This is a genomic window from Accumulibacter sp. (genome assembly GCF_029255125.1).
GTDB lineage: Bacteria > Pseudomonadota > Gammaproteobacteria > Burkholderiales > Rhodocyclaceae > Accumulibacter.
The window spans coordinates 1-16,522 of the sequence record NZ_JAPUVR010000109.1 but is presented as its reverse complement, the minus strand read 5'-3'; the positions used below and the strand labels follow the sequence as shown (position 1 = coordinate 16,522).

Here is a 16,522-nt window from a genome sequence, read left to right as displayed (position 1 = left end):
GGCGCCGTTCGCCGCTTGAGCAACGAAATAGAAAGGGGAATGCACGCCATGTCGCTGCAGCAATCGATCGTCCGTCAGGCGGCGAAAGAGTTTTCCCAAGGCAACTACCATCTGGCGCTCGATCTCTACCGCCAACTGGCCAGCCGTCTGGGCGAGAAGTATTTTTCGGCCAACATCGCGCTCTGCGAGAAGCGTCTGAGCAGCCAGGGCCGCCGCGACTGTTCGCAGCTTCCCCTGCAAGCGATCAAGGTGGCTTGCGTGATGGACGAATTCACCTTCCACAGCTACCAGCCCGAATGCAATCTCCTCGCGCTGACGCCGCAGGGGGCGATCGCTGAGTTGGCCGGTTTCGAACCGGATCTGCTCTTCGTCGAGTCGGCTTGGCGCGGCAAGGACGAACTCTGGAACCGCAAGATCGGCGCGCTGAGCAACGAGCTGCGTTCGGTGCTGCAGTGGTGCCGCCGCCGACAAGTCCCGACGCTGTTCTGGAACAAGGAAGATCCGATCCATTTCGAAACCTTTCTGACCACGGCGCAGCAGTTCGATCACGTGTTCACCACCGATATCGACTGCATTGCCCGCTACAAGGCGGCGCTCGGCCATTCGCGTGTCTACCTGCTCCCCTTTGCCTGCCAGCCGAAGATGCACAATCCGCTCGAGCTCTATGCACGCAAGGATGCGTTCTGCTTCGCCGGGGCCTACTACGTTCGTTACCCCGAACGGACGCGCGACCTCGAAACCTATGTCGCCGAGCTCCCGCAGTTCAAACCGCTCGAGATCTTCGACCGCAACTTCGGCAAGGACGATGCCAACTACCAGTTTCCGCCTAAGTATCAACCGTATATCGTCGGTACGCTGCCCTTCAGCGAGATCGACAAGGCGTATAAGGGCTATCGCTACGCGATCAACCTGAACTCGATCAAGCAGTCGCAAACGATGTTCGCGCGCCGGGTGTACGAGCTGCTCGGCTCGAACACGATCACCGTAAGCAACTTCTCACGCGGCGTTCGGCTGCTCTTCGGCGACTTGGTCATCGCCAGCGACAGCGGCAAGGAGATCGTCAACCGCCTGCAAAACCTGTCTGGCGACGAGGGCGAGAAGCTCCGCCTGGCCGGCTTGCGCAAGGTGATGCTGGAACATACGTATCAGCACCGACTGGCCTACGCGGCGTGCAAGGCGCTCGGCTGGCGCGGCAGCCACGCCTTGCCGTCGATGGTCGTTGCGGCACGCGTCAGCTCGGCGGACGATTGCCGCTGGCTGATCGACAACTTTCGAAGGCAGACCCACACCGGCAAGCGGCTGGTCGTCGCGCTCGCGCCGAACGTCCAGATGACCGGCTTGACGGCCGAGGAACTCGCGGCAGGCCGCATTCTCACGCCGCAGGAGGCGGCGCAGGCGCGCCTGGGCGACTTGGTCGCGGCCGACGAATGGCTGGCGCCGATGGCGGTTGACGACTACTACGGGCCGAACTATCTGCTCGACCTGGCGTGCGCGACGCGCTACAGCGACGCTCGGGTGATCGGCAAGGCGGCACACCATGCTCTTGTAGAGGGCAATATTCGTCTGCTCGAGGCCGACACCGCATATCGGCCAACCGTTCGCCTGGTGCGCCGATCGTGCGCGGTGCACGCGGATACGCTGCCGCGCGACGCTTTCCTGTTGCGCTGGCTCGAGCCGCCGGAAGGCGAAGCGTGGTGCCCGCCGGGTCTGGCGATCGACCCCTTCAACTACTGCCGGAACGGCCGCCAGGCGAGCGATCCAAGCGAGCTCGGACGGCGCGTCGACGATCTGCCGCTCGACACCGGAGTGAGCATCGACGAACTCGTGCTCGCCGCGGAAAACATTCCGCCGGCGAGTTTCGATGAAAGCAACCTGGCGAAATGGAGCGCCAGTCGCTTGCGCGAGCTGCACAGCAGCGTCAAGCACCCTCAGATCAGCTTCCAGGCGGAAGCGGCCGGCCTCACGGTGTGCTCGTCGCTGCCTGACGGCAAGCACGAGTATCTCTACGCACGCGAGGATTTGCCCCTCAGCGCACTGCCGGTCGGTCGGACCTTGGAAACCCACCTCGCAGCCAGTCCTGGCCTCGACCTCCAGTATGTCTTCGTCTTTCTCGACGCGCGGAAACAGAAGATCAGTCATCTCATCTACGTCAGCAATCGCAACTACTCGGCGCAGATTCCGCCGGAAACCGCGTTCGTCCGTTTCGGCTGGCGTATCTCGGGCAGTGGAACGACGACCCTGAGGTACCTGCTGTGGGGGCATGTGAAGCTGGAACCGGCGCGGCTGCTGGGGCGCAGCGACACCCTGCTGCTCACCAACCATTACCCGAGTTACGATGATCTCTACCGCAACGCCTTTGTCCATAGCCGCGTGAGCGCATATCGCAAGCGCGGAGTGATTGTGGATGTGTTCCGCCTGCGTCGCGATGTGCCTACCTGCTACCACGAGTTCGAGAACGTGGATGTGGTCACCGGTGGGCAGCCTGCATTGCGCAAACTGCTTGAGGGCGGACGCTACAAGAGAGTCATGGTGCACTTCCTGTCCGAAGAAATGTGGGAGGTGCTTGAGCACTATCAGGAGCTCGAACTTACTGTCTGGGTCCACGGGGCAGAAATCCAACCGTGGCATCGGCGTGAGTACAACTATCGGGACGAACAGGAACGTGCAAAAGCGATGCGGGAAAGCAAGCTGCGCACGGCTTTCTGGCACCGCGTTCTCAACCCGATGCCCCAGAATCTGAAGCTTGTCTTTGTTTCCCGGTACTTTGCTGAAGAAGTATTCGAAGACCTGGGCTTCCGCTTGCCCGATGACCGGTACACAGTCATCCACAATCCTATCGATACCGAGCTCTTTTCGTATCAGACAAAACCCGCCGAGCAGCGCAAGCGTGTCCTTTCAGTCAGACCGTACGCCTCCCGCCAGTATGCCAACGATCTGAGCGTGGCCGCGCTTCTGAAGCTTTCCGAATCTCGATGTTTCAGTGACATGGAGTTTCGGATGATCGGGGACGGAAAGCTCTTTGAAGAGACGCTTCAGCCTTTACGGAAGTTCCCAAATGTCCAGGTCGAAAAGCGCTTCCTGACGCACGCGGAAATAGCCGCGCTGCACAAGGAGTACGGCGTGTTCCTTGTGCCAACGAGATGGGATTCGCACGGCGTGTCTCGCGACGAAGCAATGGCCTCCGGTCTGGTGCCCGTCACCACCTCTGTTGCGGCAATTCCGGAGTTCGTCGATGAAACCAGCGGGATCGTCGTTCCTCCAGAAGACGCCGTCGAGTTGGCCAGTGCCATGGAGAGATTGTATGAGTCCCCAGAGTTGTTCAAACGGCTGTCGAAAGGCGCGGCAGAACGAGTAATCGCAGGCCGTGCGTCACGGCTCGTCACCGATCAGGAAATCCGGTTCTTCCAACGCGCAGTCGAAGCAAGAGCAAGCAATCGACCGGTATCTTTTCTTTCGTTCGATGTCGAGGCGCTGCCAGGGCGCGCTGAGGAAGACCCCTTGGGGCGCTTGGTTTGGGGGCGGTTCGACGGCAAAGAGTTTGGCATTCGCCGAATCAGTCAAATTCTGAAAGAGTACGGGATCAAGGGAAATTTCCTGGTCGACTTCTCCGCGTGCCTTCTATACGGCGACAAAGCGGTCCGCGAGGTTATTGACTTCCTGATCTCTGAGCAGCACGAGGTGCATGTTCACCTGCATTCCGAATGGGTTATCCGAAAATGGGGCCTGTCGGACAAGAACTGGTCGGATGCACCAGTGGGAATGGACCTCGTTGATGACCGACTGAGCGACTCCTTGCTGCGATTTGCCGCATTCAAGTACCGCCAATTTGTCGGACGCTCCCCAGTCCTCTTCCGCGCGGGTGCCTACAAATTCAATTCGGAGACCGTGGCTGCAGCAAAAGCGACAGGCTTCAAGGCCTGCAGCAACTTCAACAGTGCCCGGCACGCGGCTGCCTGGAAAAGTGAAGATCAGGCAGTCGTCAACAATGAGCCATTTCAGTGGGCAAACGGGCTAATCGAAATACCGGTTGATCTCTCTCCGGAACCATTGAGCCACGACTGGGCGGTCTATAAGGGTAGCTTTGAACGTATGCTGTCCAGAAAGAAGCTGCAAACCTTCAACTTGACGATGCATTCATGGTCGTTGCTGACGCGGGACGCCAATGGATACTTCGTCGGATTTTCGGCTGAACATGAGGAACGCTTGCACAGAATGTGCGAGCACCTGAAGGCCAATAGCAGGCCGATGGGGTACGAGGAATTCCTGTCCGCGAACAGCGACATCAGGTTGGCGAACGACAATCGCTGCATACTGGCGCCGGGCGGCAGCGGCGAGGCGATCGTCCATTGCAGCGTTTGCAGTGCGAGCTATGGAAAGCCGCTGAGCAGTGATGTTTGTCCAAGCTGCGAATCTCGTGCTCGTCATCGTCAGATTCTCGACGTGCTAACGAAGATAGGCAACCCCTTCGACGGCCGCGATGTGTTGGCGTGTCACGCCAATCCCGTGGAGAAGCAAGCCATTCTCGGAAAGGCCAATACCGTCTTGAACTTTGATGTCCGCCCTCTGGGTTATGCCGACATACAGATGGATATTCAGGCGATGGATAAGGTCGAGGACAGCAGTTTCGATGCATTCGTAGCGATCCACGTGCTGAATCATGTGGAAGACGATGCCAAGGCGATTCAGGAGATTCACCGGGTATTGAAACCAGGTGGTTTCGCATTGGTTACCATTCCATGTCGGGAAGGCGCCTCGACAGAGCGATGCGAAAACATCACGGAGCACTACGGCAAAGAAGCCTTGACTCAGTTTGGCGTTGGAACTTACCGGCGCTACGGTTTGGACGATGCAACTCGATTGTTCGCGAAGTCCTTTGTCGTTTCGAAATACAGAGGGTTTGACGAAATCAGCAATACCCACGAATACGTCTTCCTATTGTCGAAAACCGAATGATCGTCGTCAGTCGCCGAGCATCGAAAGAAGAGAAACCTTGCCAGGATTACGGAGCCCCTCATGTCCAGCTGTGAACTGGTGGCGCAAGCAAGGTCAAGCTACAACGAGCAGAGCGCCAGCGGCCGCGCGCGAGAACGAGCGAGTACCGTCGACAAGTTGGTAGGCTCGCAAGGTCAAAGCGTTATCGGGGCCGGCTGCGGTCACGGCTTCTGTAAGGTTTTGGCAGCAGAGTACGATTGCGAGCTCGTCAGCACCGAGGTTTTGGCCTATCCTGAGTGTTCCCCTGCATCACTCGATCCTATCAGTTCGCTGCGAAGGCAGCTACTCCAACGCGAGGTCACTATGAATTCAACATCAGCAAAGCCGAACGACGTTGTCAGATTGCTATACGACGATAAGAGCCGCCTTGAGCGCGCCAGAGAGCGAGCGAGTCGCATAGACAGGTTGATGGGATTGCGCGGCCAGAAGGTTCTGGAGATAGGATGCGGGCATGGGGATCTCGCCTATGTCTTGGCCGAGGAATACGGGTGCCAGGTTGTTGGCGTCGAAGTGAGAGGATACGACACCTGGTCAGCCATGAAGCATCATAACTTGGACCTCATTGAGGCCGATATATCGGCGTTGCCTGAGCAGGGGCATCCGTTATTGGGGCGGGATGCCTTTGATCGCATCATATCGTACGTCGTTTGGGAACATATGCGGCATCCATATGCCGCTTTGCAGCAATGCCAATACATGCTGAAGGCTACCGGCAAGAAGTACTTGCATGCGTATCTCGGCGGTGCGCCAACGCTGAGCCATCTGTACCACGAACTGAAACAGCCGTGGATTCACCTTACTCACTCAGTGGCGGAAATTCAGGCGGCACTTGGGGTTGATGAACTACCGTGGTATTTCTGGTGCAACCGACTTACGCACTCGCACTATTTGACGTATTTCCGCCAACTCGGATTCTATGTGGCATGGGAACATGTCATCTCACAGCCGTTTGACGAAGAATACTACCGAAAAAATGAGAAGCTCCTCGGCTTGTTTCCATTGTATGACCTGAAAGCGCACGCCTTGCAGGTAGTCCTGGAGTTTGATTCGAACGATCCAAAGAAGGCGATTGCAGATCCGGTCTACGCTTTGTGCCGCCATCGATCCGCGGACTTCTGAGTTCATTCGCTGTCTACCACCGATCCACATACTGAAAAGGTTGCGTCATGGAAGAGAGATTCGGAAAAACGAAACTGGTTGAGATACAAGAACAGAAGCGTGCCTGGGATCAGGATAGCCGGCCCCTGATGGATGGGAGCCTTCCGGAAAAGGGGGCATTTGATTCTGCGACCGATACGATTGCGTCGGTCGTGCGGGCATCCGAGACTTGGCAAACGTTGCAGATTATCTACAATCTATGCATCATTCAGAAGCCGAACTTTGTGCTCGAGCTGGGCATGAACCTTGGAATTAGCACGGCGTATATCGCCGCTGCGTTAAAGGCTTTGGGTAACGGCAGATTTATTCATACGGTCGATGCTTCCCCGTACAAGGTGAAGCACGCAAAGGAAATGCACCTGCGTCTCGGACTCGATAACGTCAAATATACGGCGGGTCTCTTCTACGACGTTCTCGACGAGGTTCTCAATGAGTCTCCCGTGATTGATATGGCCTTTATTGACGGGCAGCACGAATACGAGCCGACACTCAAGTTTTTCACGGACATCTCTCAGAAGGCTCGCGTCGGCTCGCTTCTGCTGTTTGATGACGTTGCCGGCTACTCAACCGAGATGGACGAGGCATGGAGCGATATCAAGAACCACGACTCGGTTCACTCCTGGGCCGAATTTGGGCAGATCGGTTGGGTTGTTTTGCGCTGAGCTGATGCCAGGATAACGGCGCATGCGGATCACACGCGTTCGAGACAAATCCGGCTAAGCGCCGGTTCATCCGCGCTTCGAGGATACGGAATGGCCAGTACAGACGTCTGGCGGCATGATGTCATGTACAAGTCGAGCCGCCTTTTGCTGTAGTTTTGGTATCAATTACCAATCGCGGTTGAAGATCGTGTGTCGCTTTATCCGGACGTGAAAATCGGCATGCACAGTCATTCCCATAGCGGGTCTGTTCGCGAGGTCGCCCGGATTGGGCGATCCGGTTGTTCAAATGCTGATGCAGCAGGTCGAGGAAGGGGTAATCCGGCTCTGGGTCTGGTGTCCGCTCACCCGTTCGCGTCGGAGCGCAACTTGACCACAGGAGAAGGACTGCCGCAAGGTTTGGTGAGAGACATGCCGATATGCTGACTGGAGAAAATTGGGGGCTGGTGGCGCCGGAAGAAGGCGCTGCGATGGCCGCGCAAAGGGTCCGCGTGCAGGACGATGGCGCGTGCTTGCACGGACCCGCGCGCCGCGCGCAAGGTGCGGCAGCGATGCCGGTTCGCCAGGAACTCGCGCTGTTCGTGAACAAGGAGTTGTGAATGAAACCGAGCGCATTTCTGTCCTTCGATGTCGAGGCGCTGCCCGGTCGGGCTGCGGCCGATCCGATCGATACGCTGGTGTGGGGCAGGCTGAACGGGGAAGAGTACGGGATCAGGCGAATATGCCGAATTCTCCGCGAGTACGGGCTCAAGGCCAATTTTCTCATCGACCTCTCCGGCTGCTTGCTCTATGGCGACCGCGTGATTGGCGAGATCGGCCGCTATCTGCTCAGTGAGGGCCATGAGCTGCACGCCCATTTGCATTCCGAATGGGTAGTCAGGAAGTGGGGAATCAAAGGTGAGTATGTCGGGCCGCCCGCCTTGAACCAGCTCGACGCGGAACTCAATCAGCACTTGGTGAACTTTGCCCAGTTCAAGTTTCGCCAGCTTTTCGGGAGCAAGGCGCTCGTTCTGCGTGGCGGCGGGTTCAGCTTCAACGAGCACACGGTGTCGGCGGCCCGCCAGGCGGGCTTCGCCTGCCTGAGCAATTTCAACGCCCAGCGGCATGCGCAGATGCTGGCCGTCGTCGGCAACGGTGAGGCGAACGAACCCTTTTCCTGGGGTGGCGGGCTATGCGAAATTCCGGTCGATTTTTCCCCCGAACCTTTGTCGTTCGATGTCGCGAAGTACTACGGCTGGTACGATCGGGTTCGTGATCGGAAGCAGATCAAGACCTTCAACCTCACGCTGCACTCGTGGTCATTGCTCACGCGTAGCGGTGGCGACGTCTTCCACGCGGTGGCCCCCGCACATGAAGACCGATTGCGCGAGATCTGCGAGCATCTGGCGACCAATACGCAGGTGCTCGGCTATTCCGAGTACCTGGCTGACGCCGATCTGCCTCTGGTCGTGATCAAGCACTTCTATTCGACGCCGGTGCGTACCGAAGCGGCACGAGCGGTCGTCTGCACAGTCTGCGACGCTGTCTTTGTTCGGCAGGAAACCGATATCTGCCCTGGCTGCGGTTCGCGCGCTCGTCATCGCCAGGTCGTCGATGCGCTGAACAAGGTGGGCAATCCGTTCGACGGCCGCCGCGTGCTCGCCTGCTTTGCCAACTCGGTCGAAAAGCTGTCGATCCTGGCGCGCGCCTGGGAGCTGCAGAACTTCGACATTCGGCCCGTCAGCGAAACCGATTTTCAGATGGATATCCAGCATATGGATGAGGTTCCAGCGGAAAGTTTCGACTGCTTTCTGGCCATGCACGTCCTCAACCACGTGCGCGACGATGGTGCTGCGCTGGCCGAGATTCAGCGCATTCTCAGGCCGGGTGGAGTCGCCCTGATCACGATTCCCTACCGGTCGGGCGAAGCGACGACCGCGCTGTCCGACGTGCTGGAGCACTACGGCGCCGAGAACTACGCGAAGTATGGCGTTGGCAGCTATCGCCGGTATGGCCTGGACGATGCGGTGCGCCTGTTCTCCAGCTTCTTCGAGGTGAGCATCGTTGCCGGGATCGACTCGGTCAGCAACGAGAGCATGAACATTTTCCTGTTGAGGAAGCGATAAATGGGCAAGCCTCGCGAGCGCCGCCGGCAAGCCGCTGCCGGTTGCCAACCCGAGCGCAGCCGGTCAGTAACGACCGGGATGAAATGAGCACGCTTGCCCGTCCCTGGTCGAGCCTGCTGAGTGAGCCCTGGCTGGCAGCGAATCGCGTGTTGACCTGTGCCGTACTGCAGTGGCGCCTGCGCGCGCGCGCGCGCCGGCTGCCGTATGCGCGCGAGCCGGACAGCGTGCTCTACGTTGCGGCAAGTGCCTTGCCCTACCACATCAGCGGCTACACGACGCGCACGCACGAAGTGATCCGGGCGCTGCGCGCGGCAGGCGCAAATGTGCATCCGCTCACTCGTCCCGGTTACCCGTGGGACCGCAGCGACCGCCAGTGCGCCGCGCCGGTGGACGAAGGCGTCGCCGAAACCGTCGTCGAAACGGTGCGCTACCAGCACGCCAGCCGGCCGGGCAACAACCGCCCGGTGCTGCAATACGCTTTGCAGGCTGCTCCGGTCGTCGCCGAGATTGCCGCACGCCGGCGCGTCGCCGTCGTGCACGCCGCGTCCAACCACGTCAACGCCTTGCCGGCCTTGCTCGCCGCGCGCCAACTCGGCCTGCCTTTCCACTACGAAATGCGCGGCTTGTGGGAACTGACGCGGATTTCGCGCATGCCGCAGTACGAACGCGGGCAAGCCTACAAGCAGGGATTGCAGCTCGAAGGGCTGGTCGCCCGCCACGCCGACCGGCTGTTCGTCATCTCCGAGCAGCTTGGCCGCTACGCGCGCGAGCACTGGGGAATTGCCCCTGAGCGCATGTCGCTGTTGCCGAATTGCGTCGATCCGGCCTTGTTTGGGCCGGCCGATCCGGCGATCGTCGAAGCGGCGACGATCGGCTACGCCGGCTCGCTGATCGGCTACGAGGGTCTGGACACGCTGATCGACGCCGTCGATCTGCTGGTCAGGAAGGGAAACCCGCTCAGCCTGACGCTGATCGGCGACGGTGAGGCGCGCGCGCAACTGACGGCCCAGGTCGAGCGCTTGCGTCTGGGCGAGCGCATTCGCTTCCTGGGCAAGATCCCGCCGGCCGCCGCACGCGAGTGCCTGGCGCGCTGCGCGTTGGTCTGCATCCCGCGCAAGCCGTTCAAGGTGTGCCAGATCATTCCGCCGATCAAGCTGGTCGAGGCGCTGGCGATGGGCAAGCCGGTGATCGTTCCCGACCTACCGGTCTTTCGCGACGAACTGGGTGCAAGCCCGCCCGGCTGGTTTTTCCGCGCTGGCGACGCGGCGGATCTGGCGCGCGTCATTGAACTGGCGCTGGCCGATCGCCCGGCGCTGGCCGCGTGCGGAGCGCGCGCCCGGGCCTACGCGGTCAGCCAGCGCTGCTGGCGCGATTTTGTCGGCCAGGCGCTGCCGAGCGCGGACGACGAGGCGCAGAATGTCCACGCGCGTGCTTAGCCGACGTGCTGCGCTGGTCGACAATCGCGCCCGGCATGCTGGCGTGTGGCGTCAACCTGTGGGGCTGCCGACGTGCGGTGCGGCGCGCTCGAGGAGACCGACTGCCTTGCTTTCCTTCGACATCGAAGCGCTCGATGTCATGGCGCACGATGGCGCCGCAAACGACGAGAAACATGGCGTCGGCAGCGCTCGCCGCCATGGACTGGACGATGCGATCGACCTCTTCGCCAGGTTCTTCGAGGTCAGCCTGGTGACCGGGCACGACGCGGTGACCGGGCAAAGCATGAACGTCTTTTTCCTGCGCAAGCCGTCTGCTACGGCGAATCACAAGTCGCTCGCGGAAGCGCCGGCCGGCGCCGACTCTGCCTGGCTGCCGAGTGCGCAGTGGCAAGTCGTGCGCGCGCACACCGCGTTTGAGCAAGGGGCCTGATCGAATGGCTGGACGCGAGCGCTACGCGATGCTGACCGTCGATACCGAAGCGCTGCCCAAACGCGCGCCAGACGAGCACGTTGCGCGCCTGATCTGGGGTGTGCATGAGCACGGCAGCGCCGGAATCCGCGAACTGTGCGCGATTGGCGACGAGTTCAGGCTCAAGCACGTCTTCTTCGTCGACATGTGCGGCCTCTATCGCCATCCGGCCGAAATGCGCCAGGTCGTTCGCTGGCTCGACGAGCAGGGTCAGGATGTCCAGTTGCACATGCATCCGGAAGTGCTGCCGGCCGAGGTGTGGACGGAAAACGGCCTCGACTTCCGCCCGGAGTACATGAACGCCTACCGCCAGGACGACTGGGCCGAGTTCCTCATCGGGCACTTCGCCAGGCAGCTTGGCGAACTCACCGGCAAACGCGTTCTCGCCTATCGCGCCGGCTCTTTGCGCTGGAATGCGTCGTCGATTCGCGCCTTGCGGGCGATCGACATTCCCTTGTCGTTCAACAATTCGATGCGCGCTTATCGTGCCGGGCGATGCACGTACAGCGAACCGACCGACCTGCCCTTCGCCTGGTCGAACGGCGTGATCGAAGTACCGCTGACGGAAAGAAAGCTCCTGTCGGTCGGCCGCGAGGAAGAGACCTGGGTCAGCCTGACCTATCCGGAAGCCAGCCGTTTTCCTTTGCTCGAACGCGCCGGCGGTTTCCTGGCCAATCCTCTGCGGCGCAAGCCGCAGTTCTCCGTCGTCCTGCTCCATTCCTGGTCGCTGCTGCATTGGGACGAGCATGGCCATGCCACTTTCCGCGACGAGCGACGCCTGGAGGGATATCGCAAGCTGCTGGCGCGCCTGGCGAGCGAGTACGACGTGATTACGGCGCGGGATTTCGTCGATCTGCACGCGCGCGGCAAGATTCCGCTGGCGCCAGCGGTCGATCTCGCGCGGGCGGAGTTGCCAGCGTGAACAAGCAGCGCTATGCGTTGGTCACGGTCGACGTCGAGGCTCTGCCGAAGCGCGCCAGTGCCGAGCACGTGAAGCGGCTGATGTGGGGCAAGCACGACAAGGGCAGCGCCGGCGTGCGCGAACTGTGTTCGATCGGGCGCGAATTCGCCGTCAGGCACGTCTTCTTCGTCGATCAATGCGGCGCCTACGACCAACTCGACGAGATCCACGAGGTCGTTCGCTGGCTCGACGGGGCCGGCCAGGACGTTCAACTGCACACGCATCCGGAGTATCTGCCGGCAGACTTCTGGACGGCACGCGGACTCGAATCCGGCCCGGAACACATGAACAAGTACACCGATGCGGCACGCGCCGAACTGGTCATCGCGTATTTCGCGCAGCTTCTTTCGAGCGTCACCGGCAAGCCGATCCGGGCGCATCGAGCCGGTTCGTTCCGCTGGAATGCGTGCACGATCAGCGCCCTCGCTGCGGCCGACATTCCGCTGTCGTTCAACAACTCGATGTACGCCATGCACGCCGGCCAGTGCCCGTACAGCGAACCGACCAACCATCCTTACCTGTGGTCGAACGGTGTGATCGAAGTGCCGATGACGGAAAGGAGAATTCTCCCCGGAATCGGCAAGGAGAACTGGTGGGCGCGCCTGACCTATCCCGAGTCGAGCTATTTCAAATTTCGTCCGTGGTGGGGAAAGCTCCTGCTGAACGCGTTCAGTGGCAGTCCGCACTTCTCGGTCTTTCTGCTCCACTCGTGGTCCTTGCTCTACTGGGACGCGCAGGGATATGCGACGTATCGCGACGATCGTCGGCTGGAAGGCTATCGCAGGCTGCTCGCGCGCCTGACCCGCGACTACGACGTGATCACGACTGCCGACTTCCTCGATCTCTATGCCAGCGGCAAGATCAGAGCGACGCACACGGTCGACCTGGCGCGGGCCGAGCTGGCACCGGCGGCCGACAATGCCAGGCACTGGGGAGGCGCTGCATGGTCGGCAGAGTGATTCGGCGCCTCGGTTCGCTGGTCTACAAGTATCCGACGGTGGCGGAAGATGTCGAGCGGCCCGGCGAGTTCGGACGCTTGAAGCTCGCGCTGGTCGCCGACTACTTCACCAGCGATTGCCTGTCGGCCGAGTGTCGGGTGCGCGCGCTGACGCCGGCCAATTTCGCCGAGGTGATCGATACCTGGAAGCCCGACCTGCTCTTCGTCGAATCGGCCTTCCACGGCGCGCACGGCGCCTGGCGCTATGAGTTGGCCAAGCAGCCGGGCTGGCTGCGTCTGGACAAGCCGAAGGCCATCTATCGCCTGGTCGAACGGGCGAGAAGCCGCGGCATCCCGAGCGTTTTCTGGAACAAGGACGACGGCGCGTTCTTCGACGCCTTCATCGATGTTGCGCAGGTCTTCGACCACGTGTTCACGACCGACGAGGACTGCCTGGAACGTTATCGCCAGAAGGTGCCCGCGCATGTTTCGGTCGGCACGCTGGCGATGCCCTACCAGCCGACCTTCCACAACTTCACCGGCTTCAATTTCACCCGCGCGGAAGCGTGTTTCACCGGCAGCTACTACCGCCGCATTCTGAACGATCGCCGGCTCTTCCTCGACATGGTGTTCGACGCCTGCGACGACAGCAACCTGCGGCTGAACGTTTTCGACCGCAACCACGATCGCCTCTCGCGTCATTTCGAGTTCAGCTTCCCACGCAAGAAGCAGCTTTGCCTGCACGCCAAGGTGCCGCACCAGGAGACGGCGCAGGTCTACAAGTCGCACGTGGTGTCGCTCAACGTGAACTCGGTCACCGGGTCGGCGACGATGTTTTCGCGCCGTCTGCTGGAGATTCTGGCCTGCGGCGGGATTGCCGTGACCAACCCGAGCCGCGCGGTAGACCGCCACTTTCGCGATTTCTGCCACGTCGTCGCGACGCGCGCCGAGGCGCGCGAGCTGTTCGCACGCCTGCGCCATGGCCCTTCGGCCGACGACTTGGCGCGGGCCGAGGCGGGGGCACTTTTCGTGCGGCAGAACCATACCTGGGAACAGCGGCTGCAACAGATCTGCGCCGCGCTGGGCATCTGAATGCAACTGTCGACCGTCATGGCCTGCTTGTCGGTCGGCGCGCAAGCCGTTTTTCTGCTCGTCGTCGTCTATTTTGCCTTGTACGTGCTGCTCGAACTGCGCGTGCTGTTCATATCGCGCCGGGTCGAACGGCGCCGGTTGAGCGAGCTGTCGCCAGCGCCGGCCGCCGGCGCCGAGAACTTCAGCCCGCCGGTTACCGTTCTGCTGCCGATCTGCAACGAAGCAGCCGTCGTGCAGCGCCTGATCGACGCCGCGTGTCGCTTGCGCTATCCGGCCGGCGCACTGCAGATCCTGGTGCTCGACGATTCGTCGGATGCGACCAGCGAGCTTGCCCAGGCCACGGTCGACGCGCACGCAGCACGCGGCATCGATGTCCGGCTGCTCCGTCGACCGCAGCGCGTGGACTACAAGGCAGGAAATCTGCGGCATGGCATGCGCCAGGCGAACGGCGAGTTCGTTGCCATTTTCGACGCGGATTTCGTTCCGCCGGAAGACTTTCTGCTGCAGACCATTCCCTGTTTCAGCGACCCCGCTCTGGGTTTCCTGCAGACCGGAATCGCCTACGAGAACCGCGACGCCTCGTTCCTGACGCGTTTTCAGGCGATGGAGATGGGGCACCAGCAATACGTCACCATCGGCTTGAGCGAGGACGGCGGTATGGCCTCGCTCAGTGGCAGCTCATGCGTCTGGCGGCGCGCCTGTGTCGAAGGTTTAGGGGGATGGAACGCGTCCACCGTGACTGAAGACGTGGATCTCGGCTACCGGGCGCAGTTCGGCGACTGGAAGTACGCTTATCTGCCGCAGGTAATCTCGCTGTCGGTGCTGCCCGAGACGGTCAGCGCCTTTCGCGTGCAGCGCGAACGCTGGGGGCGCGGTCTGATCCACGGCGCGTGCAAACACGTCGGACAGATGTTCCGCCAACGCATGCCCCTGATCCAGCGCCTGCACGCAATCTCGACGATGTTTTCGTCGCTGCTCCTCGCCGCAATCTACCTGCTCGTCCTCCTCAGTCTGCCGCTCAACTATCTGCTCGACTTCGGGCGTTCGGGCATGCCCTGGGTCGCCGGCGGCTTTTTCGTGCTGGTCGCGATCTGGGCGCTGGATAATGCCTTCGGGGCGCACCGGGGTGCCCGCCTTGCGCAGGCGCCAAGCGTCGTGCGCACGCTCTGGGATACCTATCGCTATGTCGCCATGTTCCTGCCGATGGCGTGGTACTACTTTGCGGGCGGCCTGCGTGCGCTGGGCGGCGTGCACGGCGAGTTTCACCGGACGCCGAAGGGGGCGGACGAGCGCCAGGCGAGCACTCCACGGATCAATCGTCTTTTGTTTGCCGGCGAGGTGTTCACCTTTATCTATTCCGTGTTGGCCATCGTCCTTGCCTGGCGGCAGGGGAACTACTTCCTGGTGCCGCTGAACCTCACCGTCTGCGTCGGTTTCGGCATGGTCCTCCATTGGTCGTGGCGGGAGAGGCGAGGGCATGCCGGCGCCTGACAGCGAGGGCCGACGAATCCTGATCACCGGCGCGACCAGCGCGATCGGTTCCGCCTTGGCCGAGGCTTACGCGCGTCCGGGCGTGACGCTCCACCTGCATGGCCGCGACGCGAGCAAGCTGGGCGCAGTCGCCGAGCAGTGTCTGGCGCGCGGCGCCGCGGTGCAAACGCGCAATCTCGACGTACGCGATTCTTCAGCCTTGCACGACTGGCTGACCAGCCTTGGGCCGCTCGATCTGGTGATCGTCAATGCCGGCGTCAACAGCCACATCGGCCCGGCTGGCGAGGCCGAAGCCTGGGCGGAGGTGGAAGCCGTGCTCGCCATCAACCTGCAGGCGGCAATGCATGTCACGCACGCCGTGTTGCCGGCGATGCGCGCGCGCGGCAGCGGGCAGATTGCCCTGGTCAGCTCGCTGGCGGCGTATTTCGGCCTGCCGGTGACCCCGGCCTATTGCGCCAGCAAGGCCGGCCTGAAGGCCTACGGCGAAGCGCTGCGCGGTTGGCTCGCGCCCGAAGGGATACGAGTCAACGTGATCATGCCGGGCTACGTCAAGTCGCCGATGTGCGACGCGATGCCCGGGCCGAAGCCCTTTCTGCTCTCGCCCGAGCACGCGGCGCAGGCGATCCGGCATGGACTCGAGCGCAACCGGGCGCGCATCAGCTTCCCCTTTCCGCTCAATCTCGGCACCTGGTTCCTGGCCGTTCTGCCCGCGTTCGTTTCGCTGCGCATCGTGCGCTGGCTCGGCTATGGCGCCTGACGCGGCGTTTACCGCGCTGCTCGTCGCCAGCTCGGGCGCAATCGCTTGCTCGTTGGTCATCGAGCGCCTGATGACGCCGCGCCCGCGACTGCTTCGGCCGGCCTCGGCGTGGGCTCTGCACATTGGCCTGTGCGCGTCGGCACACGCCGTGCTGACACTCCTCCTCGGCCGTCCATGGTTCGCCGGCGCTGCCTTGTCGGCCTTCCTTCTCCTGCTGGTGCTGGTCAACAACGCCAAAATGAAGGCCTTGCGCGAACCCTTCGTATTCCAGGATTACGAATACTTTACCGACGCGATCCGCCATCCACGACTCTACATCCCGTTCCTAGGTTGGGGAAAATTCATCGGCGCGGCCAGTGGCTTTGTCCTGGCCGTGCTGATTGGGCTGCTTGGCGAAGCGATTCCGGACGAGCGCTTCGTCTGGTCCGGCCAGTTGGGCGCAGCGCTCGTCGTCCTTGCCGGCGG

General features: G+C 61.5%; 12 protein-coding genes and 1 pseudogene. All 13 read left to right on the top strand.

Annotated features, from left to right (window positions below; all coding sequences use genetic code 11):
• Window positions 1–261 precede the first annotated feature (261 nt).
• Window positions 262–4,953 carry a glycosyltransferase gene (locus tag Q1L59_RS11485; protein WP_300332318.1) on the top strand — a complete coding sequence of 1,564 codons (4,692 nt, stop codon included), beginning with the start codon at window positions 262–264 and terminating at the stop codon, window positions 4,951–4,953.
• Between the two features lie 60 nt (window positions 4,954–5,013).
• Window positions 5,014–6,111 (top strand): class I SAM-dependent methyltransferase, encoded by a 1,098-nt coding sequence (locus tag Q1L59_RS11480; RefSeq protein ID WP_300332316.1) that lies wholly within the window; start codon window positions 5,014–5,016, stop codon window positions 6,109–6,111.
• A gap of 47 nt (window positions 6,112–6,158) precedes the next feature.
• Window positions 6,159–6,812: a class I SAM-dependent methyltransferase gene (locus Q1L59_RS11475; protein ID WP_300332314.1), complete on the top strand. Its 654-nt coding sequence runs from the start codon at window positions 6,159–6,161 to the stop codon at window positions 6,810–6,812.
• 416 nt (window positions 6,813–7,228) lie between these two features.
• Window positions 7,229–7,408 carry a hypothetical protein gene (locus Q1L59_RS11470; RefSeq protein ID WP_300332313.1) on the top strand — a complete coding sequence of 60 codons (180 nt, stop codon included), beginning with the start codon at window positions 7,229–7,231 and terminating at the stop codon, window positions 7,406–7,408.
• A complete protein-coding gene (locus tag Q1L59_RS11465; RefSeq protein WP_300332311.1) occupies window positions 7,409–8,914 on the top strand; it encodes a methyltransferase domain-containing protein in 1,506 nt (501 codons plus the stop codon).
• Between the two features lie 83 nt (window positions 8,915–8,997).
• Window positions 8,998–10,350 (top strand): glycosyltransferase, encoded by a 1,353-nt coding sequence (locus Q1L59_RS11460; RefSeq protein WP_300332309.1) that lies wholly within the window; start codon window positions 8,998–9,000, stop codon window positions 10,348–10,350.
• A 106-nt stretch (window positions 10,351–10,456) separates the two neighbouring features.
• Complete coding sequence (locus Q1L59_RS11455; RefSeq protein WP_300332307.1) at window positions 10,457–10,780, top strand: hypothetical protein; 324 nt, start codon at window positions 10,457–10,459, stop codon at window positions 10,778–10,780.
• Window positions 10,781–10,784: 4 nt separating this feature from the next.
• Entirely contained in the window at window positions 10,785–11,741 is a 957-nt protein-coding gene (locus tag Q1L59_RS11450) for a polysaccharide deacetylase (RefSeq protein WP_300332305.1), read from the top strand.
• The gene (locus tag Q1L59_RS11445; RefSeq protein WP_300332303.1) at window positions 11,738–12,739 is read left to right on the top strand and encodes a polysaccharide deacetylase; all 1,002 of its coding nucleotides are present in this window, start codon (window positions 11,738–11,740) and stop codon (window positions 12,737–12,739) included. Before Q1L59_RS11450 ends, Q1L59_RS11445 begins: the two co-directional genes overlap by 4 nt.
• Complete coding sequence (locus Q1L59_RS11440) at window positions 12,724–13,809, top strand: glycosyltransferase (RefSeq protein ID WP_300332301.1); 1,086 nt, start codon at window positions 12,724–12,726, stop codon at window positions 13,807–13,809. The genes Q1L59_RS11445 and Q1L59_RS11440 overlap by 16 nt, the downstream gene beginning before the upstream one ends.
• On the top strand, window positions 13,810–15,300 hold the full coding sequence (locus tag Q1L59_RS11435) for a glycosyltransferase (RefSeq protein WP_300332299.1): 1,491 nt from the start codon (window positions 13,810–13,812) through the stop codon (window positions 15,298–15,300).
• Window positions 15,287–16,057, top strand: a complete 771-nt coding sequence (locus tag Q1L59_RS11430) for an SDR family NAD(P)-dependent oxidoreductase (RefSeq protein ID WP_300332297.1) — start codon at window positions 15,287–15,289, stop codon at window positions 16,055–16,057. The genes Q1L59_RS11435 and Q1L59_RS11430 overlap by 14 nt, the downstream gene beginning before the upstream one ends.
• Window positions 16,047–16,522, top strand: a pseudogene (locus Q1L59_RS11425) (LTA synthase family protein); the annotation flags it as partial. The gene Q1L59_RS11430 and the pseudogene Q1L59_RS11425, both read left to right, overlap by 11 nt.

Coding starts and splice junctions, on each gene's coding strand:
- Q1L59_RS11470 (WP_300332313.1), top strand. CDS start 7,229: ATGCTGACTGGAGAAAATTGGGGGCTGGTGGCGCCGGAAGAAGGCGCT.
- Q1L59_RS11485 (WP_300332318.1), top strand. CDS start 262: ATGGACGAATTCACCTTCCACAGCTACCAGCCCGAATGCAATCTCCTC.
- Q1L59_RS11450 (WP_300332305.1), top strand. CDS start 10,785: ATGGCTGGACGCGAGCGCTACGCGATGCTGACCGTCGATACCGAAGCG.
- Q1L59_RS11480 (WP_300332316.1), top strand. CDS start 5,014: ATGTCCAGCTGTGAACTGGTGGCGCAAGCAAGGTCAAGCTACAACGAG.
- Q1L59_RS11460 (WP_300332309.1), top strand. CDS start 8,998: ATGAGCACGCTTGCCCGTCCCTGGTCGAGCCTGCTGAGTGAGCCCTGG.
- Q1L59_RS11440 (WP_300332301.1), top strand. CDS start 12,724: ATGGTCGGCAGAGTGATTCGGCGCCTCGGTTCGCTGGTCTACAAGTAT.
- Q1L59_RS11435 (WP_300332299.1), top strand. CDS start 13,810: ATGCAACTGTCGACCGTCATGGCCTGCTTGTCGGTCGGCGCGCAAGCC.
- Q1L59_RS11475 (WP_300332314.1), top strand. CDS start 6,159: ATGGAAGAGAGATTCGGAAAAACGAAACTGGTTGAGATACAAGAACAG.
- Q1L59_RS11465 (WP_300332311.1), top strand. CDS start 7,409: ATGAAACCGAGCGCATTTCTGTCCTTCGATGTCGAGGCGCTGCCCGGT.
- Q1L59_RS11430 (WP_300332297.1), top strand. CDS start 15,287: ATGCCGGCGCCTGACAGCGAGGGCCGACGAATCCTGATCACCGGCGCG.